This window comes from Cupriavidus necator (genome assembly GCF_016127575.1).
Taxonomy (GTDB): Bacteria; Pseudomonadota; Gammaproteobacteria; order Burkholderiales; family Burkholderiaceae; genus Cupriavidus; species Cupriavidus necator_D.
Map to the genome: position 1 here is coordinate 1,690,476 of NZ_CP066018.1, position 23,877 is coordinate 1,714,352.

Sequence of the window (23,877 nt, forward strand, 5' to 3'; positions counted from 1 at the left end):
GCATGCTCCTCATGCCGAAGGCGGCTGCGTGGCGGTCGAGTCGTGTCCGGGCTCCGGCTGCGCGCGCGGCAACCTGCGCGCGATCGCGGCATAGAGCAGCGGCACCGCCAGCGTACCCAGCACCGTCGCACCCAGCATGCCGCCCAGTACGCCGGTGCCGACCGCCTGTTGCGCACCCGCGCCCGGGCCGGTGCTGATTGCCAGCGGCACCACGCCCAGCACAAAGGCCAGCGAGGTCATCACCACCGGCCGCAGCCGCTGGCGCGCCGCGCGCGTGGCGGCCTCCACCGCGCCCATGCCCGCGCCGCTGCGCCGCAACTGCTCGGCATATTCGACGATCAGGATCGCGTTCTTGGCCGCCAGCCCCATGATCACCACCACACCCACCTTGAAGTAGACATCGTTGGGCATGCCGCGCAGCCAGATCGCCGCGGCCGCGCCCATCAGGCCGGTCGGCACGATCGCGATCACCGCCAGCGGCAGGGTCCAGCTTTCATACAGCGCCACCAGGCACAGGAAGATAAACAGCAGCGACAGCGCGAACAGCCACGGCGCCTGCGTGCCGGTCTGCTCCTGCTCGAAGGCGCGCCCGGTCCAGCGCACGTCGTATTCCGGCCCCAGCTCGCGCACCAGTTCGGCCAGCCGCGTCATGGCCGCGCCGGTGGTGTGGCCCGGCGCGACCTCGGCATTGATGCGCACCGAGCTGAAGCCGTCGAAGCGCTCCAGCGTGACCTCGCCGCGCCCCCATTCCAGCGAGGCGAACGCGGCCAGCGACACCATCGCGCCCTGTGCGTTGCGCACGTGCACGCGCGCGAGCTGGTCCGGCTGCATGCGGAACGGCGCGTCGGCCTGCAGGATCACGCGGCGCACGCGGCCCTCGCGCGCGACTTCGTCGATATAGCGCGAGCCCAGCGTGGCCGACAGCGTGTGGTGCACGGTATCGGCATCGACGCCGAAGGCCTCGGCCTTGCGGTAGTCGATTTTCAGGTCCAGCGCCGGCACCGGCTGGCCGGTGGTGGCGCGCACCTCGCCCAGCACCGGGTCCTGCCTGGCGCGCTCAAGCAGTTTGTCGCGCGCGGCGAAGAGCGCCTCGCGCCCCACCGGCTGGCGCGCCACCAGGCGCATGTCCAGGCCGCCGATGCTGCCCAGTTCCGGCAGCGCCGAGCTGTTGTACGCAAACAGCTGCGCCGCGCCGCGGCCTGGCCAGGTTTCCAGCCCGGCCGACAGCCGCTCCAGCACGGCCTGGGCCGTGTGCTTGCGTCCGCGCGCTTTCCAGTCGGTCAGGCCGATATACAGGCTGGCGCGCTGCTCGCCGCTGCCGCCGCTGGACCAGCCCAGCACGGCAAAGCTCGAATGCACCGGGTAGTGCTGGTCGCGCATCCACTGTTCCAGCCCGGCCACCAGCCGGCGCGTGTCGGCCTGCGTGCTGCCGGCGGGCAGCTCGACATCGACCACGATCTCGCCGGTATCCTCTTCTGGCAGGAAGCCGCTGGGCATCTTCCACAAGGCGTAGCCGCATGCCAGCGTCAACGCCAGGTAGACCGCCAGCCAGCGCAGCCGCCTGCGCTGCAGCGCCTGCACCCAGCCGGCATAGCGCCCGGTGAAGGCGGCAAAGCGCGCATCGAACCAGGCCAGCGGCCCGCGCGCCGGCGCCGCGCTGTGGCGCAGCAGGCTGGCGCACATGGCCGGCGCCAGCGTCAGCGCAAAGAACAGCGAGAACGCGATCGATACCGCCAGCGTCACCGCGAAGTGCCGGTAGATCACGCCCACCGCGCTGCCGAAGAACGCCATCGGCACGAACACCGCGCACAGCACCAGCGTCACCGCCACCAGCGCGCCCGAGACCTCGCGCATCGAGCGCGCCGCGGCCTGCATCGCGCCCACGCCGTCGGTGCGCATGATGCGCTCGACGTTCTCGACCACCACGATGGCGTCGTCCACCAGGATGCCGATCGCCAGCACCACGCCGAACAGCGTGATCACGTTCAGCGACAGCCCCAGCGCATACAGGCACGCGACCGTGCCCAGCAGCGATACCGGCACCACGATGCACGGGATCAGCGTGGCGCGCAGGTTGCCCAGGAACAGGTACAGGATCAGGAATACCAGCACCGTGGCTTCGACCAGCGTCAGCACCACGCGCGAGATCGACGCCTGCACGAAGGTGGCGCCGTCGTAAGAGATCTCATAGCGCACGTCGCCGGGGAAGCCCTTGCTGGCGGCATCGAGCGCGGCGCGCACGGTGCGCGAGGTCTGCAGCACGTTGGCGCCGTCGGCCAGCTTCAGCCCGATCGACGCGGCGTTGCGAGTGTTCAGCGTGGAGCCGTAGCGGTAGTCGCTGGCGGCCAACTCCACCCGCGCCACGTCGCGCAGCAGCACGGCCGAGCCGTCGGTGGCCGCGCGCACCACGATGCGCCCGAACGCCTGCGCATCGCTCATCGGCGCGGGCGGACGCACGATCGCCTGGAACGGCTGGCCCGGCAGCGCCGGCGCGGCGCCCAGCTGGCCGGGGGTCACGTTGCCGTTGCGCGCGCGGATGGCGGCCTCGACCTCGGCCGTGGTCAGGTTGAAGGCGTGCAGCTTGTCGGGATCGAACCAGATCCGCAGCGCGTACTCGGCGCCGTATGGCTCGGCCTTGCCGATGCCGGGCAGGCGGCGCAGCAGCGGCAGCACCGAGCCCGCGGCAAAGTCGCCCAGCGCGGTCTCGTCCAGTTGCCCGCTGTCGGACACCAGCGACACGTACATGAAGGCGCTGCTGCTGGCCTGGTCGACATAGACGCCGCCGCGGCGCACCGCCTCGGGCAGCAAGGGCTCGGCCTGCGCCACGCGGTTGCGCACGTTGACCTGCGCCAGCTGCGGGTCGGTGCCCTGGCGGAAGCCCAGCGTCACCGTGGCGGTGCCGCCCTCGCTGCTGGAATCCAGGTAGAGCAGGCCGGGGATGCCGTGCATCTGCTGCTCCAGCACCGCGGTGACGCGGTCCTCCACCGTGCGCGCTGACGCACCCGGGTAATCGGCATAGACGATCACCGTGGGCGGCGCCACCGCCGGGTACTGGGCGATGGGGATGCGGTTCAGGGCCACCAGGCCCGCTACCACGGTCAGGATGGCCAGCACCCAGGCAAACGCCGGGCGCTTCAGGAAAAACGACGCCATGTCAGGTCAGGGCTGGCACGGGCGCACGGCAAGTGAAGATCGGCCGTGGCTCCGGTGCGGTTGGAACGGAACGGCTTGGGTGTGGAGACGCCGCAAGGCTTAGCGGCAAGAGGCGTCGAGTCGCGGCAAAGCCGGGCCGATGTTGCTGATGGTGCAGATCTGGCCGCGTGTCGGGTCGCCTGTCGGTCAGGGGGCGCGTGGCCCGCAGACCGGGGCCGGCGTGCACCGCGGCGCTTGCAGGGGTCCTGAGGGGAGAACCCGGCGCTGCGGCAGGAAGGATCGGTGAGGATCGACGCCGGCGACTGGCCGTCGCAATGCGGCCTTGCCGGCGATTATAGACAGGGAACAAAGTCCGGGCAACGCAAACATCACATTGTCGGCACCCTTCCCACGTCGGGGGTGGAGCCTGCGCTTACAGGTCGCGCGAGGCGAAGGTATCGCACTTGCGGATATCGCCGGACTCGATGCCGCGGCGCAGCCAGCGCACGCGCTGCTCGCTGGAGCCATGGGTAAAGGCCTCCGGCACGACATAGCCCTGCGACTGGCGCTGCAGCCGGTCGTCGCCGATCGCGGCGGCGGCCTTCAGGCCTTCTTCGATATCGCCGGGCTCCAGCAATTGCTGGTTGGCGCGCTGCGCGGTGGCGGCCCAGACACCTGCCAGGCAGTCGGCCTGCAGTTCCATGCGCACCGAGAGCTGGTTGGCCTGCGCCTCGCCCATGCGGCGGCGCGCGCTGTCGACCTTGTCCGATACGCCCAGCAGGTTCTGCACATGGTGGCCGATCTCGTGCGCGATCACATAGGCCTGGGCAAAGTCGCCGCTGGCGCCGAAGCGCTGGCGCAGCTCGTCATAGAAGGCCAGGTCGATATAGACCTTCTGGTCGCCGGGGCAGTAGAACGGACCCATCGCCGACTGGCCGGTGCCGCATGCCGTGGGTGTGGCGCCCGAGAACAGCACCAGCGTGGGGGGCGCATAGCGGCGGTTCAGCTGGGCTTCAAAGATGTGTTGCCAGGTGCGCTCGGTATTGCCCAGCACCTTGCGCGTGAACACCGTCATCTGATCCGTCGCCGGCGGGCGGTTCGCCTGCTGCTGTTGCTGCTGCGGGCCGGAGCCCTGCAGCACCGAGGCGCCCTGCATGATCAGCATCGGGTCGATGCCGAAGAAATAGGACGCCGCCAGCGCGACGATGACCGTGCCGATGCCGATGGTCTTGCCGCCGACACCGCCGAATCCGCCGCGGCGGTCTTCAACGTGCTGGCTTTCGGCTTCGTCATCTAGGCGCATGGGGGACTCCGGGGGGGAGGGGAAATTGCGGGGTGGGAGGATGGCAAGCAGTATAGCAATCCAGTGTCAGCTGCTGTTTTCGGTGCCGGACACCAGGCCCAAACAAAAAAACACCACCCACTCGCCCTGGAGACGGGCAACGCAGGCGGTGTGCGGCAAAACAAAGAAACCGGGTCTGCACCCGGTTCCGTCATGACGCGAACGTTCCGGGACGGGAACGCAAGCAGCGCGGTCAGGCCAAGGCGGCCTCGCGCGCAGCCGGTGCGGTTGCCACCGCGCTGGCGCCAACTTCAGCCACGCGCAGCAGGTTGGTGGTCCCGCCTTGCCCGAACGGCATCCCCGCGGCGATGGTGATCTGGTCGCCAGGCACGGCATAACCTTCGGCCACCGCCGCGCGCGTGGCGGCTTCGACCATTTCATCCACGCTCTGCACATCCGGGCTCACGGTGGAGTGGACGCCCCAGGCAATGGCCAGGCGGCGCGCGATTTCCAGGTTTGGCGTGATGCTGACGATCGGTGCGCACGGCCGCTCGCGCGCGGCGCGCAGCGCGGTGGCGCCCGAGGACGTGTAGGTCACGGTCGCGACGGCGCCGATGATCTGCGTGACTTCGCGCAGCGCCGCGCAGATCGCATCCTGGCGCGTGTTCAGCGGGGTCTCGTGCTGGGCGTCGAGCAGGTTGCGGTACAGCGGGTCGCGTTCCACCTCGGTGACGATGCGGTTCATCATCGACACCGCCGGCACCGGGTAGCGGCCGTTGGCCGACTCGGCCGACAGCATCACCGCGTCGGCGCCTTCATAGATGGCGCTGGCCACGTCCGACGCTTCGGCGCGGGTCGGCACCGGCGAGTCGATCATCGATTCCAGCATCTGCGTGGCGATCACCACCGGCTTGCCCAGCTGGCGGCACACGCGCAGGATGCGCTTCTGCACGCCGGGCACGCGCTCGGGCGGCAGTTCCACGCCGAGGTCGCCGCGCGCCACCATCACGGAATCGGACACGCGCACGATCTCTTCGAGCTGCTGCAGCGCGGCCGGCTTCTCGATCTTGGACAGGATGCCGGCACGGGTACCGACGATCTCGCGCGCTTCGACGATGTCGGACGGGCGCTGCACGAACGACAGGCCGATCCAGTCAGCGCCCAGCGACAGCGCGAAGTCCAGGTCCTTGCGGTCCTTCTCGGTCAGCGCGGGGATGGGGATCACGGCGTCGGGCACGTTCACGCCCTTGCGGTCGGACAGCGTGCCGTTGTTGACCACGCGCGTGGTGATGGTGCCGGTGGTCACCGCCTCGATCGACAGGCGTACCTTGCCGTCGTCGATCAGCAGCGACTGGCCCGGCTGCGCGGCGGCGAACAGTTCGGGGTGCGGCAGGTAGACGCGGGTGCCGTCGCCCGGGGTGGGATCGCTGTCGAGCACGAATACATCGCCCGCGCGCACCGCGACCTTGCCGGCGGCGAAGGTGCCGATGCGCAGCTTCGGGCCCTGCAGGTCGGCCAGGATCGCGATCGGGCGGCCAGTTTCGGCCTCGATCTTGCGCACGGCATCGTAGCGCGCGCGGTGGTCTTCGTGCGTGCCGTGGCTGAAGTTCAGCCGGAACACGTCGGCGCCCGCCTCGAACAGTTCGCGGATTACCGCGATGTCGGTGCTTGCGGGTCCAAGCGTGGCAACGATCTTCGCTTTGCGCTGGCGTCTCATGATGTCTCCTCTTCCATTCGCGGACGGCGCGCCATGTGGCGCGCCGGGTAATGCTGTTCAGGTGAACGACTGCTTCGGTATGGCGGTACTGCGCTGACGACTGCAGGACCTACACAATCAGGATGGCGCGGAAGTCATTCACATTGGTGCGGGTCGGGCCGGTGACGATCAGGTCGCCCACGCCGGCAAAGAAGCCGTAGCCGTCGTTGTTGTCCAGGTGCGCGCGCGCCGACAGACCGCGCGCGGCGGCGCGGGTCAGGGTGTCGGGCGAGAGCAGCGCGCCGGCGTTGTCCTCGGAGCCGTCGATGCCGTCGGTGTCGCCGGCAATTGCGTGCACGCCGGCCAGGCCGTCGAGCGCCACCGCCAGGGCCAGCAGGAACTCGGCATTGCGCCCGCCGCGGCCCTTGCCGCGCACGGTCACGGTGGTCTCGCCGCCGGACAGGATTACGCAGGGCTTGCTGAAGGGCTGGCCGCGCTGCGCCACCTGGCGCGCGATGGCAGCGTGCACTTCGGCCACTTCGCGGGCTTCGCCTTCGATGCAGTCGGACAGGATGTGGGCCTCGTAGCCCAGTTCACGCGCGCGCGCGGCCGCGGCTTCCAGCGATTGCTGCGCGGTGGCCAGCGTCACGTTGCGGTGGCCTTCGAAGCGGGCATCGCCGGGCTTGGGCGTTTCGCCGGCGCCGCTCTCCAGGTGGGCGCGCACGTTGGCGGGGACTTCAATGCCGTACTTGGCGATGACGGCCAGCGCGTCGGCGCAGGTGGTCGCGTCGGGCAGCGTCGGGCCGCTTGCGATCAGGGTCGGGTCATCGCCGGGGATATCGGAAATCAGCAGGGTCTCGACGCGGGCCGGGGCGCAGTGCAGCGCCAGGCGTCCGCCCTTGAGCGCGGACAGGTGCTTGCGCACGCAGTTCATTTCGCCGATGCTCGCGCCACTCTTGAGCAGCGCCTTGTTCACGGCCTGCTTGTCGGCCAGCGTCAGGCCCGGCGCGGGCGCGGCCAGCAGCGCGGAGCCGCCGCCGGAAATCAGGCACAGCACCAGGTCGTCGGCGGTCAGGCCCTGCACCAGTTCCACCATGCGCTGCGCGGCGCGCTGGCCGGCTTCGTCGGGAACGGGATGCGCGGCTTCGACCACTTCAATGCGCTGGCAATCGGCGCCATGGCCGTAGCGCGTCACCACCAGGCCCGACAGCTCGCCTTGCCAGTGCGCCTCGACCGCCTGCGCCATCGCGGCAGCGGCCTTGCCGGCGCCGATCACCACCGTGCGGCCCTTGGGCGGCGTGGGCAGGTGCGGCGGCAGGCAATGGCTAGCGCTGACGGAAGCGACCGCGGTGTCGAACAGGTCGCGCAACAGCGCGCGCGCGTCGGACTGTGCGGGATGCGCTGCGGCGCGCTGGGGCGAGAGCAGGGCGGCTTGAGGTTCGGTGGCGAGCATGAAAAGTCCTGGTGCTGACGGGGAAAGCTAGTCGTCCCCGCAGGGCGGGGACGACGTGGTTGCTGCTTACTTGGCGATCTGGTGGTTAGACATGATCTCGATCGCGCGGCACAGGGCCGAATGGTCCTGCTTGCCCAGGCCGTTGGCGGCGCAGGTGTTGAACAGCTCCTGCGCGGTGGCGGTGTTGGGCAGTGCCACGCCCAGTGCCTTGGCACCCTGCAGCGCCAGGTTCAGGTCTTTCTGGTGCAGTTCGATGCGGAAACCCGGGTCGAAGGTGCGCTTGACCATGCGCTCGCCGTGCACTTCCAGGATGCGCGAAGCCGCAAAGCCGCCCATCAGCGCCTGGCGCACCTTGGCCGGATCGGCGCCGGCCTTGGAGGCGAACAGCAGGGCTTCGGACACGGCCTGGATGTTCAGCGCGACGATGATCTGGTTGGCCACCTTGGTGGTCTGGCCGTCACCGTTGCCACCGACCAGCGTGACGTTCTTGCCCATCAGGTCGAACAGCGGCTTGACCTGGTCATAGGCTTCCTGCGGGCCGCCGACCATGATCGTCAGCGAAGCAGCCTTGGCGCCCACTTCACCGCCCGACACCGGAGCATCCAGGTACGAGGCGCCCAGCTTGTTGATGCGCGCGGCGAAGTCCTTGGTGGCGATCGGCGAGATCGAGCTCATGTCGACCACGATCTTGCTGTGGCTGGCTTCCTTGCCGGCAGCCTTGAACGCGGCGGCCACGCCCTTTTCGCTGAACAGAACGGCTTCCACGTGCGGGGTGTCCGGCACCATGATGACGATGATGTCGGCACGCTTGGCGACTTCCTCGGCGCTGGTGCAGACGGTCACGCCTGCATCGACCAGCGCTTGCGGGGCCGGGTTGACGTCATGCACGAACAGCGTGTGGCCGGCGGCGCGCAGGTGGCCCGCCATCGGTGCGCCCATGATGCCCAGGCCGATGAAGCCGACGTTGCGTTGGTTTGCCATGTTGATGTCTCCTTGAATGAGATTAAGTCTGTCTTGGTTGGCGTAGGTGGTAACCCGTTACTGCACGCCGTGCTCGGCGCGCCAGCCCAGGCCGGCTTCGGTGGTGGTCTTCGGCTTGTACTCGCAGCCGATCCAGCCGTTGTAGCCGATCTCGTCCAGGAACTTGAACAGGAAGCGGTAGTTCAGCTCGCCGGTCCCCGGTTCATTGCGGCCCGGGTTGTCGGCCAGCTGCACGTGCTTGATCTTCGGCAGGTTGGCCTTGATGGTGTTGGCGATCTCGCCTTCCATCCGCTGCATGTGGTAGATGTCGTACTGCACGTACAGGTTGGGCGCATTGACCTGGTTGATCAGGTCCACCGCCTGCTGCGTGCGCGACAGGAAGAAGCCGGGGATGTCGAAGGTGTTGATCGGCTCGACCAGCAGGTCGATATGCTCAGCAGCGAGCGCGCTGGCGGCGAAGCGCAGGTTTTCCACCAGCGTTTCCTGGGCCTGCTCGCGCTTGACGTTCTGCGGCTGGATGCCGACCAGGCAGTTCAGCTGGCGCACGCCCAGCACCTTGGCGTACTTGATGGCCTCGCCCACGCCGTCCTGGAACTCGCCGACGCGGTCCGGGTGGCAGGCAATGCCGCGCTCGCCCGCTTCCCACTTGCCGGCGGGCAGGTTGTGCAGCACCAGGTCCAGCTGGAAGCGGTTCAGGCGGTCAGCGATCTGATCCGCATGGAAGGCATAGGGGAAGAGGAATTCCACGCCGCGGAAGCCCGCGCGCGCGGCGGCTTCGAAGCGGTCGAGAAAACCGACTTCATTGAACAGCATGGTGAGGTTGGCCGCAAGTTTAGTCATGAGTCTCTCCGGTTTAGTTGTGTTGTCGTTCTGCCGGTGCAGAACCGGTGATGCAGGGGCGCTGGATTTGCGCGGGCCGTGGCCCGCGCTTCCATGTTGGAATGGTGCCGCTTACGCCGTTTCCACTTCTTCCTTCAGGATCGCTTCCTCGATGTCCTCGAGGTCTTCGATCGGCTCGAATTCGTTGACGTTGTCGATCTCGGTGCCCATCGCGATATTGGTCACGCGCTCCAGGATCACCTCGACCACCACCGGCACCGAGAACTCGGCCATCAGGTCGCGCGCTTCGGCGAAGGCCGGGGCGATGTCTTCCGGCTTGAACACGCGGATCGCCTTGCAGCCCAGGCCCTCGACCACCTTGACGTGGTCCACGCCGTAGCCGTTCAGTTCAGGCGAGTTGACGTTGTCGAAGGCCAGCTGCACGCAGTAGTCCATCTCGAAGTTGCGCTGCGCCTGGCGGATCAGGCCGAGGTAGGAGTTGTTCACCACCACGTGGATGTACGGCACCTTGAACTGCGCGGCCACGGCCAGTTCTTCGATCATGAACTGGAAGTCGTAGTCGCCCGAGATCGCCACCACATCCGAATCCGGCGAGGCGGTCTTCACGCCGATCGCGGCCGGGATGGTCCAGCCCAGCGGGCCGGCCTGGCCGCAGTTGATCCAGTGGCGCGGCTCATTGACCGACAGGAACTGGGCCGCGGCGATCTGCGACAGGCCGATGGTGCTGACATAACGCACGTCGCGCGGGAAGTACTGGTTCATCTCGCGGTACACGCGCTGCGGCTTGACCGGCACGTTGTCGAAATCGCTCTTGCGCTGCATGGTGCGGCGGCGCTTCTGCACGTCGGCCACCCACGACTTGCGGCACGGCAGGCGGCCGGCCATCTTCATTTCGCGGGCAACTTCAACGAACAGTTCCAGCGCGGCCTTGGCGTCCGACACGATGCCAAGGTCAGGTCCGAACACGCGGCCGATCTGGGTGGGTTCGATATCGACGTGCACGAACTTGCGGCCCTTGGTGTAGACATCGACGCTGCCGGTGTGGCGGTTGGCCCAGCGGTTGCCGATGCCCATCACGAAGTCCGAAGCCAGCAGCGTGGCGTTGCCGTAGCGGTGCGAGGTCTGCAGGCCGACCATGCCGGCTTGCAGCGGGTGGTCGTCGGCCAGCACGCCCCAGCCCATCAGGGTCGGCACCACTGGCACGTTGACCAGTTCAGCGAACTCGACCAGCAGATCCGCCGCGTCGGCGTTGATCACGCCGCCGCCGCACACGATCAGCGGGCGCTCGGCCGCGTTCAGCATCGAGATGGCCTTCTCGATCTGGGCGCGCGAGGCTGCCGGCTTGTACGGCTGCAGCGACTGGTAGGTGTCGACATCGAATTCGATCTCGGCCACCTGCACATCGAACGGCAGGTCGATCAGCACCGGACCCGGGCGGCCCGAACGCATGATGTGGAAGGCTTGCTGGAACACTTGCGGCACCAGGGCCGGCTCGCGCACGGTCACGGCCCACTTGGTCACGGGCTTGGCGATCGACTCGATATCGACGGCCTGGAAGTCTTCCTTGTAGAGGCGGGCGCGCGGGGCCTGGCCGGTAATGCAGAGGATGGGGATCGAATCGGCCCAGGCCGAGTACAGGCCGGTGATCATGTCGGTGCCGGCGGGGCCCGAGGTGCCGACGCAGACGCCGATGTTGCCCGGCTCGGCACGGGTGTAGCCTTCGGCCATGTGCGAGGCGCCCTCGACGTGGCGGGCCAGCACGTGGTTGATGTTGCCCGACTTGCGCATTGCCGAGTAGAACGGGTTGATGGCCGCGCCCGGCACGCCGAATGCCGTGGTCACGCCTTCCTTCTCCAGCACGGCGATTGCCGCGTCGATTGCTCTCATCTTTGCCATGATCTTGTCTCCAGTGATGGTGTGAATTCCGTTGGAGTCGATCCTATTCCCGCAGGCGGGGTGGGATAAACAGAAGGGAGATCAGTTGATTCGATACCTGGGGTACGCAATATCGCCTTGGAAGCCAGATCGGACGGTCGGCGGGGGTACGCCGGGGTACGCAATTGGATATGTGGTGTGACGGTGCGGGCACGCAGCGCAGCGGTGGGTACGGGGCCGCGCCGGCCGGCCGCCGCAGCGCAGTGCGGCAAAATGGCGGGATTCCTCGCCATCCGGGCCGACCATGTATTCCAGGCTGCCGTCTACTTACGAACTGCTTGAGGCGCTTGTCGCCGTCCCGCCCGGGCCGGCCGCCTACCCTCCGGCGCCGGGCGGCCGCCTCGGGCGCGCGCTGTGGGCGGGCTTTATCGCGGCGCTGGTCGCGACCATCCTGAGTGGCGCGGCCCTGGCCGTCTGGCGGCTGTGGCTGAAGCACCCGGTGCCGCCGTGGTCGCTGCGGACCTTCGAGGCGCTGCTGGCCTTGTCGGCCGCCTGTTACGTCGGCGCCGGACTCACGCGCGCCGGCACCGTGCTGGCCAGGCTGCGCCATCCGCTGCGCTGGCAGGCCGCCGAGATGGACCGCCACAGCGTGGCCGAGGATGCGCTGCTGCGCCGGCTGGCGCGCATCCCGCCGCAGCAGCTGCAGGCGCGCCAGCGGCGTGTGGTGTTGCAACTGCGGTTGTGGGAAGGTGCTGCGCGCACCCTGGCAGGGCTGCTGGCACTGGCGCCGGCCGCGGCCGTGGTGGCGGCACTGCCGCGCCAGCAGGCCATGGCCGGGACGCTGCTGTGGCTCTACGGCGTGATGGTGGTGACCGGCGCGGCCTGCTACCTGTACCTGCACGTGCAATGCAGCCGGCCGCTGCGGCGGCTGGCCCATGTGCTGGGCGAAGCGGCCGAGATGAACGCGCAGGTCAGGGCGCGGGCGGCTCCGGCCGCCTGATTCCGCACCGGCTTGGGGTGACGCGGCATGCCCCTGGTAGCGGCCCTGACGCGGCCGTATGCGGATGCCGCGATCCTGCCCATCAGCCGCGCAGGGATGCCACATCCCCGGGGATGCCGCACAATGGCGCCCGGGAGACGAATATCCGATGGACAAACTCAAGCAAATCGAAGCCTTTATCGCCGTGGTGGAGCACGGCAGCATGGCGGCCGCGGCGCTCACGCAGAACGTGACGCCGGTGATGATCGGCCGCCGCATCAACGCGCTGGAAGCCCGCATCGGCGTCAAGCTGCTGCACCGGTCCACGCGCCGCATCGCCGTGACCGAGCAGGGCGCGGTGTTCATGGAGCAGTGCAAGAAGGCGCTGGCCGACCTGGACCGCGCCGAGATGCTGATCGCCGAAGGCAAGCACAAGGCCACCGGCCACCTGATCGTTTCGGCACCGGCGGCGTTCGGGCGCAAGCACGTGGCACCGCACGCGCCGGCGTTCCTCTCGGCCAACCCGGAAGTGCAGATCTCGTTCAACCTGACCGACCGCGTGGTCGACTTGGTGCGCGAAGGCTATGACGTCGGCATCCGCATCGGCGGCGCCATCGACCCGAACTTTGTCGCGATCAAGCTGGCCTCGAACAAGCGCGTGGTGTGCGGCACGCCGGCGTACTTCGCCAGGTACGGCGTGCCGCAGACGCTGGACGACCTGGCCCAGCACAACTGCCTGGCGTTCAACCTGCAGGGCGGCCAGCAGCGCGGCTGGTACTTCAGCCAGAACGGCAAGACCGTGACCGTGCGCGTCAACGGCAACCTGGACTGCAACGACGGCGAGCTGCTGCACCGCTGGACCGGCGAGGGCCTGGGCCTGGGCTGGCGCTCGACCTGGGAGATCCTGCCGCAGCTGGAAAGCGGCGAACTGATCACGGTGCTGGACGAATACGCGCTGCCGGCCTACGACATCCTTGCCGTGTACCCGCAGCAGCGGCCGGTGCCGGCCAAGATCCGTTTCTTCATCGAGCACCTGAAGGCGCAGTTCGCGCGCCCGGGCTACTGGATGGACACGGCGGGCGGCAACTGAGGCCGCCGCCGAGCGCGATGCCGATCACAGCCTGGCTGGCCGACCTGGTGGTCATCGTGCACGGGCTGTTTATCCTGTTCGTGGTGGCGGGCGGCCTGCTGGTGTTGCGCTGGCCGCGTGTCGCATGGCTGCACCTGCCGGCGGCGGTGTGGGGCGTGCTGATCGAATGGTCCGGCTGGATCTGCCCGCTGACGCCGCTGGAAAACATGCTGCGCCGGGCCGCGGGACAGGCGGGCTACAGCGGCGGTTTTGTCGAGCGCTACCTGTTGCCGCTGATCTATCCGGCCGGGCTCACGCCCGCGGTGCAGCTGTGGCTCGGCGCGGTGGTGCTGGTGGTCAACGTGGTGGTCTATGCGTTGTGGTGGCGCCGCCGGCGAGCCGCGCGGCACCACCACTGAGCGGCTTGCTTCAGCCCGCCGGCTCGAAGCGCGGCGCGCGCTTCTGCATATTGGCCAGCACTGCCTCGCGCTGGTTGGGTGAGCCGACCAGCCGGTCCTGCTCGTCGGACTCGGCCTGCAGGATGGCGGCATTGTCGCCGCGCTCCACCACCGCCATCAGGCGCTTGGCCGCGCGGATCGCATCCGGGTTCTTCTGTGCCACCTGGCGCGCGGCTTCCAGCGCCGCGGCGCGCGGGTCGTCGGCGAGGTAGGTGCCCAGGCCCAGTTCGCAGGCTTCGGTGCCGCTCAGCACGCGCGCGCTGTAGATCAGCTCGCGCAGCACGTCGGGGCGCACCAGGCCGCGCGTGAGCACCATGCCGGCCATGTCGGGCACCAGCCCCCACTTCATTTCCATGACCGACAGCCTGGTATCGGGCGCGACGTAGCGTACGTCAGCGCCCAGCGCCACCTGCAGCCCGCCGCCGAAAGCCACGCCGTGGACCGCGGCGAAAACCGGCACCGGCAGTTCGCGCCAGACCATGCACGCGTACTGCGGGCGATTGGACATGCCGTTGGTACGCTTGCCGAGGCGGCCCGCGCCGATGCTGTCGTTGCGGGATTCGCCGCCACCGCCCGACAACATGCCCGCCATGCGGCCCATGTCCAGCCCCGCGCAGAAGGCGCGGCCCTCGCCTGACAGGACCACGGCGCGCAGGTCGGGCATGCGCGCCAGTTGCTCGCCGGTCTCGATCAGCGCGTCGAACATGGCCTGGTCGAGCGCGTTCATCTTGTCGGGGCGGTTCAGGCGGACGTCGGCGACGCCGTCTTCGATGGTGACGAGGATACGTTCGTTGCTGCTGGCGCTCATGCGCTGGCTCCTTGTGATGCGGGTTCTCAACGGCCCTTGAACTGGGGCTTGCGCTTCTCCATGAAGGCGGCTACGCCTTCCTTGCAGTCATCGCTGCGGCTGGCGCGCGACTGCAGCGTGGCCTCCACTTCGAGCTGCGCGGCCAGGTCGTTGTCGAAGCTCTGGTTGAGGGCTTCCTTGATCATGCCGTAGGCCATGGTCGGCATGGTGGCCAGGTGGCGGGCCAGCTTGCCGGCCTCGTCCTGCAGCGCGTCGTCGGCGTGGACCTTCCACACCAGGCCGATGCGCTGGGCCTCCTCGGCATCGATCTTCTCGGCCAGGATGGCCAGCGCGCGGGCGCGCATCTCGCCGGCATAGCGCGGCACGAAGTAGGTGCTGCCGGCGTCCGGGACCAGGCCGATCTTGGAGAAGGCCTGCAGGAAGCTGGCCGAGCGGGCCGCCAGCACCACGTCGCCCGCCAGCGCCAGGCTCATGCCGGCACCGGCGGCCACGCCGTTGACCGCGGTGACGACCGGCTTGGGCATCTGGCGCAGCGCCATGATGATCGGGTGGTAGCGCTCGCGCAGCAGCGTGCCGGAATCGGAGATGCCATCCTTGCCGCGCGCGGCAAGGTCGGCGCCAGCGCAGAAGCCGCGGCCCGCGCCGGTGATCAGCACGGCGCGCACGCCGGCATCGCCGGCGGCGCGCTCAACGCCCTCGCGCAGCTCGCGCATCAGGTCGCCGTTCATCGCGTTGAGCACGTCCGGGCGGTTCAGGGTCAGCGTGGCCACGCCTTCGCTGGCTTGATAGAGGACGGATGCCGTCATGGGTGGTTCTCCTTGTTGCTTGGTCGTGGTTCGGTGCGGGTGCGGAAACTTACTGCGGCTTCTTCAGCGCGTCGGCGGAGGCGTCGCCCAGCTTGCTGCCGCCGTCGCAGTCGAGGATGGTGCCGGTGACGTAGTGCGCGTTGTCGCTGCTCAGGTACATCGCGGCATCGGCGATATCGTCCTTGGTGCCGTAGTCGCGCAGCGCCAGGCGGGCCTTGTAGCGCGCCTCCATCTCGGCCGTGGGCGCCAGCCGCGCCATGCCTTCGGTGTCGGCGATCGGGCCGGGCGAGATGCCGTTCACGCGCACGCCGGCCGGGCCCCATTCCATCGCCAGGCACTTGATCAGCATGTTGATGCCGGCCTTGGCGGCGCAGGCATGGGCCTGGAACATCATGGCGTTGACCGCCTGCGGCGCGGTGATCGCGATCAGCGACGCACCCGGCTTGGCCAGGTGGTCGAAGCTGGCGCGGAACACGTTGAAGGTGCCGAGCAGGTCGATATCGACCACCGTCTTGAAGGCATTGGCCGACATGCCGACCACGGGCGCGAGGAAGTTGCCCGCGGCGCCGGAGATCACCACGTCGATCGGTCCCAGTTTGTCCTGGGCGCGTGCGAAGGCCGCTTCCACTGAGGCATAGTCGCGCACGTCGGCGGCCATGCCGATGGCGGTGCCGCCGGCCGCGGTGATGGTGTCGGCGGCGGCCTGGATGCGCTCGTCGGTGCGGCTGATCAGCGCCAGCTTCGCCCCGGCGCGCGCGAAGCCGTGCGCGATGCCGAGGTTGATGCCGGAGGAGGCGCCGGCGACGAATATGGTCTTGCCGGCAAAGGCGTCGGGGCGGAAGGCACTGGGCATGGGAAGTCCTCTCGATCGATGGTCATGCGATGCGGGCCGCGATCCGGCGTCAGGCAGGACCGTGGCGTTGCGAAATGCAGGGGAGAGCTAGCGCCGGCGGCGTGGCTGCAGCGCAGGTATCGCGCGATGGCGCATGACGGTCTCCATGTTTCTGTTCTGGTGTGCGTCCGCCCCGGATCCTGCGGGGGGCGGCGCCGGCCTCTGGCTCGGGCCTCCGGCATCCTAACCCGAAGCCGGGATTCGATCTCGCGTATTGCCGGCAATGCCGGCCACCGCGGACGCAACAATGGCGGCGCCGGGAATGCCTTCCGGGCGCTGCAACTAGCTGGCGGGAAAGGAAAAAACGGGTGCGGGACTGCGTCGCGGCCAGGCGGCGGGACAGGGCGCCATTCCGCAGCGCAAAACCCAGTCCTCAGAAAAAAGAAAGCCCGCACACCGTTGCAGCGTGCGGGCGGCCTTCCGACGATGAGGTGCCGGAAGGCAGAGTGCTCATGAAGTGCGCCCCCGCGTCTTCATGGCGGGGTCAAGTGTGCGCGCGGGCGGCAGTGGCCGCTTTGACTCACGTCAAGCAGACGCCTACGCGAGCAGCGCGGTCACCAGGTCCTTGCCGCGCGACACCGGCGCGGTTTCCTCGAAATGCAGCGCACCTTCCACGTGGCCCAGGTGGTCCACCATCAGCGTGACGGCCCGCTCGACATCGCCGGCACGGGCGGCCTCGATGAATTCGCGGTGCTCGTCCGACGAGCAGGCCGCGTCGCGGCGCGACTGGTACAGCATGGTGATGACCGCGCTGCGCGTCGACAGCTCGCGCATCATCTCGGTCAGCACGCCGTTGCCGACCACCTCGGCCAGCACGATATGGAAGTCGCCCAGCAGCCGGGTGCGTACCTGCGCATCGTTGCCACCCAGCGCCTTGCGTTCGGCCGCCAGGTGGCGGTCGATGCGCTTGTAGTCGGCCGGGGTCGCCTTGGCAACGAACTCGCGCGCCAGCGCCGCTTCCAGGATGCGGCGCACCGCGAAGACCTCGCGCGCCTCCTCGGCGCTGGGCTTGGCCACGAAGGCACCCTTGTCGGGCACGATCTGGATGACCTTGTCCTTGGACAGCATCAGCAGCGCCGCGCGCACCTTGGTGCGGCTGACGCGGTAGACACTGGCCAGGGCCTCCTCGCGCAGCTTGGTGCCGGGCGGCAGGCGGTGCGAAACGATGGCCGCGACAATGTCTTCGGCGATCGCTTCGGCGGTCATGTCAGGATCGATATGCTCGGGCATGGCAGCGCACTTGCGCAGGGGCTGCGCGGTTGGGGAGATGGCGTGATTCTATCGCCCCGGCGCAGGGACCGGAGAACCGGCGGTAACGCCGTCCTCCGCCATCGCGGCCAGGCCAGCATCCAGGTCGGTCGCCTCGATGGCGCCGTTGAGCACGCCATGGGCCCGTTCGCGGTCGATATCCTTCTCCCAGGCGGCCACCACCACGGTCGCCACGCAGTTGCCGATCAGGTTGCCCAGTGCACGCGCGATGCCGATGAACCAGTCCACCGACAGCACCAGCACCAGCCCGATGGCGGGAATCGCCGGGTGTGCCGACAGCGTCGCGGCCAGGATCACGATGGCCGAGCCGGGGATGCCGTGCGCGCCCTTGGAGGTGACCAGCGCCACCGCCAGGATGCCGAGCAGGTCGCCCATCGCCAGCGGCGTGTTGGTCGCCTGCGCGATAAAAACCGCGGCCAGCGTCAGGTAGATCGAGAACGCATCCAGGTTGAACGAGTAGCCGGTCGGGATCACCAGGCCCACCACCGACTTCTTGATGCCCATGAACTCCAGCTTCTTCATCACCTGCGGCAGCACGCTGTCGGACGAGGCCGTGCCCAGCACCACCAGCAGCTCGGCGCGCAGGTAGCGGATCAGCTTGATCACCGAGAAGCCGCACACGCGCATGATGGTGCCCAGCACCACCAGCACGAACACGATCACCGCGCCGTAGAACAGGAATACCAGGAAGCCGAGCTGCTTGAGCGAGCCGATGCCGTACTTGCCCACGGTGAAGGCCACCGCGCCCAGCACGCCCAGCGGCGCCAGCTTGATGATGAAGCCCATCATCTTGAACAGCGTATGCGAGAAGGTGTCGATCAGCCTGACCAGCGGCCGGCCCGGCTCACCCACCAGAGACAGCGCGCAGCCGAACAGGATCGACACCAGCAGCACCTGCAGCACGTCGCCGTTGGCAAAGGCGCCGAACACGGTATTGGGGATCAGCTTGAGCAGGAAGTCGACCGTGCCCTGGTCCTTCACCTTGGTCGCGTTGTCGATAAATCCGGCGATGGCCGACGCATCGAGCGAACGCGGGTCGACATTCATGCCGACGCCGGGCTGGAACACATAGGCCAGCAGGATGCCCAGCGCCAGCGCGATGGTGGTGACGATCTCGAAGTACACCACCGCCTTGATGCCGACGCGGCCGACCTTCTTCAGCTCGCCGGCGCCGCAGATGCCGGCCACCACCACGCAGAACACGATCGGGCCGATCAGCATCTTGATCAGCTTGATAAAGGCATCGCCAAGCGGCTTGAGCTTGGCGGCGAATTCAGGGAATGCCAGGCCGAGTGCCGTGCCAATTACCAGGGCAATCAGCACCTGGCCAAACAGCGAACGGGTGAAGCGGATGTGCAAACGGGGCTGGGGGGCGCCGGGGCGGGGCTGCGAGGGAACTGCATGCTGCATGGTTGTCTCCGTACCGGGCCGGTCCGGCGCCTGTCCATTGGCTGGCGCTGGCTGGCCCATCTGATCCAGGAATCACCGGCGGCCCCGTACTGCTCTACTGGCGGGTGGCTGCCGGCCTTACGTTCCGTGCTGGCTTCCGGGTCGGGAGCGCGCCACTTCGCGGATGGCCCCCCTGTTGAGGCGGAATCCACGCAATCGCCTGTCCGGACCGGATTGTCCGCGGCAAATTGTCTGAACGTGGAAGCGAATATAGTGCATATCATTTTTGTATGCAATTTTTGAATTCACTGTGCTAACATGAATCGCACAGAATAGAGCTTCGGCCCGGGCGCCACGCCCGCGCCGGCAGGCCTTGCGGCAGACGCCGGCGGGTCTTGCCGGACCACCCGCCGCGGCGTTCACGCACTTCCAGCAGGAGACAACGCATGGCAGCAAATCCGTCGCCGTCCGCCGCAGAGACTGGCACGCGCATCATGGCCTGGGCCGACGCCCTGGCCGTCCACACCGAGCAGCCCGGCATGCTCACCCGTACCTACCTGACCGAGGCCCACCACGGCGCCGCCGCGCAGCTGACCGAATGGATGCAGCAGGCCGGCATGACGGTGCGGCGCGACGCCGCCGGCAACGTGATCGGCCGCTATGAGGGCACTTCGCCCGATGCGCCGGCGCTGCTGACGGGCTCGCACTTCGACACCGTGCGCGACGGCGGCCGCTATGACGGCAACCTCGGCGTGATCCTGCCGATCGCGTGCGTGGCCGAATGGAACCGCCAGGGCAAGCGCTTCCCGTTTGCGATCGAGGTGGTCGGCTTTGCCGAGGAAGAGGGCGTGCGCTTCAAGGCCACGCTGCTGGGCAGCCGCGCCATCGCCGGCACCTTCGACAACAACGTGCTGGACAACGTCGACGACAGCGGCAAGACCATGCGCCAGGTGATGCGCGAGGCCGGTTTCGACGCCGCTGCCTTGCCCGCCGCCAGGCATGACAGCAGCAAGGTCGCGGCCTTCATCGAAGTCCACATCGAACAAGGTCCGGTGCTGCTCAATGAAAACCTGCCGGTGGGCGTGGTGACGGCAATCTCCGGCGCCACCCGCTTTATCGTCGAGCTCGAAGGCCTGGCCGGCCACGCCGGCACGGTGCCGATGGACATGCGCCGCGACGCCGCCATGGCCGGGGCCGAGATCGGCCTGTATATCGAGAAGCGCTGCGGCGGCAAGCCGGGCCTGGTCGGCACGGTCGGCCAGTTCAACGTGCCCAACGGCGCCGCCAACGTGGTGCCGGGCCGCGCCGTGTTCTCCATCGACATCCGCGCCGGCGCTGACGCCGAGCGCGAGGCCGCCGTCAACGACGTGCTGGCCGAGATCGAGCGCGTGTGCGCGCGCCGCAACGTGCGCACGCAGGTGCGCAAGACCCATGAGGCGAAGAGTGTTCCCTGCGCCCCGTGGCTGCAAGAGCAATGGGCCGCCGCGATTGCCCGCCAGGGCGTGCCGGTGCGCCACCTGCCGTCGGGCGCCGGCCACGACGCCATGGCCATTGCCGCCATCGCCGACGTCGCCATGCTGTTCGTGCGCTGCGGCAACGGCGGCATCAGCCACCATCCCACCGAAACCATGACCGCCGAGGACGCCGCCCTGTCCGCGCGCGTGTTCAGCGATTTCGTCGAGCACTTCCGCCTGCCGCAGTAAGCCAGCGCAGATTCCCCGGAACCCACCCGAACCCCTCCGTAGTTGAGAGAACAAGTCATGACCGCACGAGACAATATGAACCCCACTGAAACCACGCTGACGCAGTTCATCGACCAGCACCGTCCGGAACAGGAAGCTTTCCTGGCCGAACTGGTCAAGGTGCCCTCGGACAACCCCGCAGGCGACTGCGACGCCCATGGCAAGCGCGCCAAGGAACTGCTGGAGGGCCTGGGCTTCACGGTGGAGGCGCACAAGGTGCCGGACGAGCTGGTGAAGGCAGCCGGCATGATCAGCGCCACCAACCTGATCGTGCGCAAGCAGTTCGGCACGGGCGGCCCGACCATCGCCATGAACGCCCACGGCGACGTGGTGCCCCCGGGCCTGGGCTGGACCAAGGACCCGTACGGCGGTGAAGTGGCCGACAGCGAGCACGGCCCGGTCATGTACGGCCGCGGCGTGGCAGTATCCAAATCTGACTTCGCCACCTACACCTACGCCGTGCTGGCGCTGATGGAAGCAGAGAAGCAGGGCGCCAGGATCAACGGCGCGGTTGAGCTGCAGTTCACCTATGACGAGGAAACCGGCGGCGACATCGGTCCCAAGTTCCTGCTCGACAACAACCTGAGCAAGGCCGACTACGCCATCTCGGCCGGCTTCTCGTACGGCATCACCTCGTCGCACAACGGCTGCCTGCACGTCGAAGTGACGGTCAAGGGCAAGCAGGGCCACGCCGCCATGCCGCATACGGGCGTGGATGCGATCGAAGCCGCCACCCACATCCTGCAAGCCATCTACGGCCTGCGCGCCGAGCTGGCCACGCGCAAGTCGAAGGTGCCGGGCATCGACACCGCCACGCTGAACGTCGGCCTGATCAAGGGCGGCATCAATACCAACGTGGTGCCTGACCTGGTGACCTTCCGCGTCGACCGCCGCATGATCCCCGAGGAAATCGGCTTCGACGCCGAAGGCGAGATCCGCGCCGTGGTGGAAAAGGCCGCCAAGGACCGTCCGGGCATCGAAGTGAAGGTCGAGCGCATCATCCTGGCCGAGCCGCTGTCGGAACTGCCGGGCGTGGAAAAGCTGATCGGCGCGCTGAAGAGCCGTGCCGAGTCCGTATTCGGCGTGGAGATCCCGGTGCAAGGCGTGCCGCTCTACACCGACGCGCGCCACTACACCAAGCGCGGCATCCCGACCGTGCTGTACGGCGCCGGCCCGCGCACGCTGATGGAAGCCCGCGGCCATAACTCGGACGAGAACCTGCGCCTGAACGACCTGAACCGCGCGACCAAGGTGGTGGCGCTGGCGCTGTCGGACCTGATGAAGTAAGTCATTTCGATTGAGCCGGACCGCCAACAGGCGGTCGGCCAACGCAAAAGCGCCACGGAGACCCCGTGGCGCTTTGCTTTCTTGTTCTCAAGCTTTCCGCAATATCGCGGCACACCACGCGGCGGACTCTGCTTCCACCTGCTCATTCGGAATGCCGATGCCGGCACGCATCGAAGCCCTGCCTTCCTCAATCATCTGCTGGAAAAGGACCTCCTCGTCGCGTGCCTGCCTGCGCCGCGCCAGATACTCGCGCACCAGCGCCTCAGCAACCTGCGAGGTGGTAAGGCCCTCAGCCGCGGCCTCGGCTATGAATGCGTCACGCAATTGCGGGTTCAGCGTGAGAATGAACGGGGCTTCTTCCGACACCAGCATGTCCAATGTCCTTGTAATGACGAAGTATACGCATTGTCGATACCAGGGCACCTGCGCGACTATGGGACACGTCTGAACTTGCCGCGGCCGATTCCTCCTACGCCGGCAGCGTCGTCGCCCCCACCCCCAGCACCCGCTGCATCAGCACCGTATCGATCCATTGCCCGTGCTTGAACCCCACCGCCTCCAGCCGGCCGACGGTGCGGAAGCCCAGGCGCTCATGCACGGCCAGCGAACCGGCGCCTTCGCCGCCGGCGGTGCAGGCGATCACGGCGACCATCTGGCGCCAGGGACCGGTCTCGCAGCGGGCGACCAGTTCGGCCAGCAGGGCCTGGCCCAGGCCCTCGCCGACGCGGCGGTGGTCGATATAGATCGAATCCTCGATGGCGAAGCGGTAGGCGCTGCGCGCGCGGTAGGACGATGCATAGGCATAGCCCAGCACCTCGCCGTCGCGCACGGCGACCAGGTAGGGCAGGCCCTTGCGGTGGACTTCGGCAAAACGCAGCTGCATCTCGTCCAGGCTCGGCGGCGTTTCCTCGAACGAGGCGCGGCCGTGCAGCACATGGTGCGCGTAGATGGCGTGGATGGCAGGAACGTCGGCGGGTGTGGCGTCGCGCAGGGTGAAGGGTTTGCGCGTGCCGGCGGACGGCGTCGTGGCGGAAACGGTAGTGGAAGTCATCGGGAATGGCGCCCTATGCAAGGACTTGGGGCAACGCAGGATGCGTGCCGGCCACTTGCACCAGCGTGATGCTGCGCGAGGGCCGGTGTCTTGTATATAGTGCGGATTGATTTGCACCGCATTAGTGCCAACGCCCCGGGGCGGGGCACGGCAACGACAAGAAAGGACCCTGCCATGATCACCATCTACCACAACCCCCGCTGCTCCAAGTCGCGCGAAACGCTCGCCCTGGTCCAGGCCGCCAGCGAGCGGCTGGGCGAACCGGTGGAAATCGTGGAATACCTGAAAGAGCCGCCGTCGCTGGCCACGCTGCGCCAGTTGCACACCATGCTGGGCGTGCCGGTGCGCGAGATGCTGCGCGACAACGAAGCGCCGTACGCCGATCTGGGCCTGGCCGATCCTGGCCTGACCGAGGCCGAGCTGCTGGCCGCCGTGGCCGACAACCCGATCCTGCTGCAGCGTCCGGTGGTGGTGCGCAACCGCCGCGCCGCGATCGGCCGGCCGCCCGAGAACGTGGCGCCGCTGCTGGCCTGAGCCAGCCCATGCACGGCACCAAATAAAACCGGCCCCCACGTGGTGGGGGCCGGCCGGTGCTTGAGGCAAACAGCTTCAGGCGGGTCGTCTAATGAACACCCAGCCAGTGCATGGCCTCCTGACCGAAAGCGATGGCCGCCAGTACGACCAGTAGCACCACCAGCGTCACCGTGCTGACGTATAGCGTGGCCTTGGCGACTTCGGCGTCCTCATCCGAGGTGTGGCGATGGGTGATAGGCGTGGCGCCCCGCGTGGCATGCGGCCAATGGATCCGGCCGGCCAGGTCTCTCAAGTGCAGGTCGGTATGAAAACGCATGATCGACACCTCCTCGGC

21 protein-coding genes are annotated in these 23,877 nt (G+C 68.1%); 6 read left to right on the plus strand and 15 right to left on the minus strand.

Annotation, left to right across the window (positions count from 1 at the left end):
- Window positions 1–9: 9 nt before the first annotated feature.
- From I6H87_RS07785 to gcl, 7 genes are all read right to left on the minus strand, one after another.
- Complete coding sequence (locus tag I6H87_RS07785; protein ID WP_011616211.1) at window positions 10–3,153, minus strand: multidrug efflux RND transporter permease subunit; 3,144 nt, start codon at window positions 3,151–3,153, stop codon at window positions 10–12.
- Window positions 3,154–3,565: 412 nt separating this feature from the next.
- Window positions 3,566–4,435 carry a KPN_02809 family neutral zinc metallopeptidase gene (gene ypfJ, locus I6H87_RS07790; RefSeq protein ID WP_010812152.1) on the minus strand — a complete coding sequence of 290 codons (870 nt, stop codon included), beginning with the start codon at window positions 4,433–4,435 and terminating at the stop codon, window positions 3,566–3,568.
- A gap of 232 nt (window positions 4,436–4,667) precedes the next feature.
- Window positions 4,668–6,131, minus strand: a complete 1,464-nt coding sequence (pyk, locus tag I6H87_RS07795) for a pyruvate kinase (RefSeq protein ID WP_011616210.1) — start codon at window positions 6,129–6,131, stop codon at window positions 4,668–4,670.
- 109 nt (window positions 6,132–6,240) lie between these two features.
- Complete coding sequence (locus I6H87_RS07800) at window positions 6,241–7,563, minus strand: glycerate kinase type-2 family protein (protein ID WP_011616209.1); 1,323 nt, start codon at window positions 7,561–7,563, stop codon at window positions 6,241–6,243.
- A 66-nt stretch (window positions 7,564–7,629) separates the two neighbouring features.
- Complete coding sequence (gene glxR / locus I6H87_RS07805; RefSeq protein WP_010812149.1) at window positions 7,630–8,544, minus strand: 2-hydroxy-3-oxopropionate reductase; 915 nt, start codon at window positions 8,542–8,544, stop codon at window positions 7,630–7,632.
- A 57-nt stretch (window positions 8,545–8,601) separates the two neighbouring features.
- The gene (hyi, locus tag I6H87_RS07810) at window positions 8,602–9,384 is read right to left on the minus strand and encodes a hydroxypyruvate isomerase (protein WP_010812148.1); all 783 of its coding nucleotides are present in this window, start codon (window positions 9,382–9,384) and stop codon (window positions 8,602–8,604) included.
- 111 nt (window positions 9,385–9,495) lie between these two features.
- Window positions 9,496–11,280, minus strand: a complete 1,785-nt coding sequence (gcl, locus tag I6H87_RS07815) for a glyoxylate carboligase (protein ID WP_010812147.1) — start codon at window positions 11,278–11,280, stop codon at window positions 9,496–9,498.
- A 283-nt stretch (window positions 11,281–11,563) separates the two neighbouring features.
- Here gcl and I6H87_RS07820 point away from each other — a divergent pair, with 283 nt between their 5' ends.
- The 3 genes from I6H87_RS07820 to I6H87_RS07830 all read left to right on the plus strand — a co-directional run bounded on the left by I6H87_RS07820 (window position 11,564) and on the right by I6H87_RS07830 (window position 13,726).
- Entirely contained in the window at window positions 11,564–12,259 is a 696-nt protein-coding gene (locus tag I6H87_RS07820; RefSeq protein ID WP_011616208.1) for a hypothetical protein, read from the plus strand.
- A gap of 148 nt (window positions 12,260–12,407) precedes the next feature.
- Window positions 12,408–13,328, plus strand: coding sequence for a LysR family transcriptional regulator (locus I6H87_RS07825; protein WP_010812145.1), 921 nt, complete (start codon window positions 12,408–12,410; stop codon window positions 13,326–13,328).
- Window positions 13,329–13,345: 17 nt separating this feature from the next.
- Window positions 13,346–13,726, plus strand: a complete 381-nt coding sequence (locus tag I6H87_RS07830) for a DUF2784 domain-containing protein (protein WP_010812144.1) — start codon at window positions 13,346–13,348, stop codon at window positions 13,724–13,726.
- A gap of 10 nt (window positions 13,727–13,736) precedes the next feature.
- Here I6H87_RS07830 and I6H87_RS07835 read toward each other — a convergent pair whose 3' ends face one another.
- The 5 genes from I6H87_RS07835 to I6H87_RS07855 all read right to left on the minus strand — a co-directional run bounded on the left by I6H87_RS07835 (window position 13,737) and on the right by I6H87_RS07855 (window position 18,950).
- Entirely contained in the window at window positions 13,737–14,573 is an 837-nt protein-coding gene (locus I6H87_RS07835) for a crotonase/enoyl-CoA hydratase family protein (protein WP_011616207.1), read from the minus strand.
- 26 nt (window positions 14,574–14,599) lie between these two features.
- Window positions 14,600–15,379, minus strand: coding sequence for an enoyl-CoA hydratase-related protein (locus I6H87_RS07840; RefSeq protein WP_010812142.1), 780 nt, complete (start codon window positions 15,377–15,379; stop codon window positions 14,600–14,602).
- 49 nt (window positions 15,380–15,428) lie between these two features.
- Window positions 15,429–16,232 carry an SDR family oxidoreductase gene (locus I6H87_RS07845; RefSeq protein WP_011616206.1) on the minus strand — a complete coding sequence of 268 codons (804 nt, stop codon included), beginning with the start codon at window positions 16,230–16,232 and terminating at the stop codon, window positions 15,429–15,431.
- A 576-nt stretch (window positions 16,233–16,808) separates the two neighbouring features.
- Window positions 16,809–17,501 carry a GntR family transcriptional regulator gene (locus I6H87_RS07850; protein WP_010812140.1) on the minus strand — a complete coding sequence of 231 codons (693 nt, stop codon included), beginning with the start codon at window positions 17,499–17,501 and terminating at the stop codon, window positions 16,809–16,811.
- 48 nt (window positions 17,502–17,549) lie between these two features.
- Window positions 17,550–18,950 carry a C4-dicarboxylate transporter DctA gene (locus tag I6H87_RS07855; protein ID WP_010812139.1) on the minus strand — a complete coding sequence of 467 codons (1,401 nt, stop codon included), beginning with the start codon at window positions 18,948–18,950 and terminating at the stop codon, window positions 17,550–17,552.
- 425 nt (window positions 18,951–19,375) lie between these two features.
- On the opposite strand from I6H87_RS07855, the gene I6H87_RS07860 reads away from it, so the two are divergent.
- Together I6H87_RS07860 and I6H87_RS07865 are read left to right on the plus strand one after the other, a co-directional pair.
- Window positions 19,376–20,632, plus strand: coding sequence for an allantoate amidohydrolase (locus I6H87_RS07860; protein WP_011616205.1), 1,257 nt, complete (start codon window positions 19,376–19,378; stop codon window positions 20,630–20,632).
- A 57-nt stretch (window positions 20,633–20,689) separates the two neighbouring features.
- Window positions 20,690–21,958, plus strand: coding sequence for a M20/M25/M40 family metallo-hydrolase (locus tag I6H87_RS07865; protein ID WP_010812137.1), 1,269 nt, complete (start codon window positions 20,690–20,692; stop codon window positions 21,956–21,958).
- Window positions 21,959–22,045: 87 nt separating this feature from the next.
- Here the strand turns inward: I6H87_RS07865 and I6H87_RS07870 are convergent, their stop codons facing one another.
- Window positions 22,046–22,330 (minus strand): hypothetical protein, encoded by a 285-nt coding sequence (locus I6H87_RS07870; RefSeq protein ID WP_011616204.1) that lies wholly within the window; start codon window positions 22,328–22,330, stop codon window positions 22,046–22,048.
- 97 nt (window positions 22,331–22,427) lie between these two features.
- Window positions 22,428–23,009, minus strand: coding sequence for a GNAT family N-acetyltransferase (locus tag I6H87_RS07875; RefSeq protein ID WP_010812135.1), 582 nt, complete (start codon window positions 23,007–23,009; stop codon window positions 22,428–22,430).
- A gap of 174 nt (window positions 23,010–23,183) precedes the next feature.
- Between I6H87_RS07875 and arsC the strand changes: the two genes are divergently transcribed.
- On the plus strand, window positions 23,184–23,543 hold the full coding sequence (gene arsC / locus I6H87_RS07880) for an arsenate reductase (glutaredoxin) (RefSeq protein WP_010812134.1): 360 nt from the start codon (window positions 23,184–23,186) through the stop codon (window positions 23,541–23,543).
- A gap of 88 nt (window positions 23,544–23,631) precedes the next feature.
- On the opposite strand, the gene I6H87_RS07885 is transcribed toward arsC, so the two are convergent.
- Window positions 23,632–23,859 carry a hypothetical protein gene (locus I6H87_RS07885; RefSeq protein ID WP_010812133.1) on the minus strand — a complete coding sequence of 76 codons (228 nt, stop codon included), beginning with the start codon at window positions 23,857–23,859 and terminating at the stop codon, window positions 23,632–23,634.
- Between the last annotated feature and the right edge of the window lie 18 nt (window positions 23,860–23,877).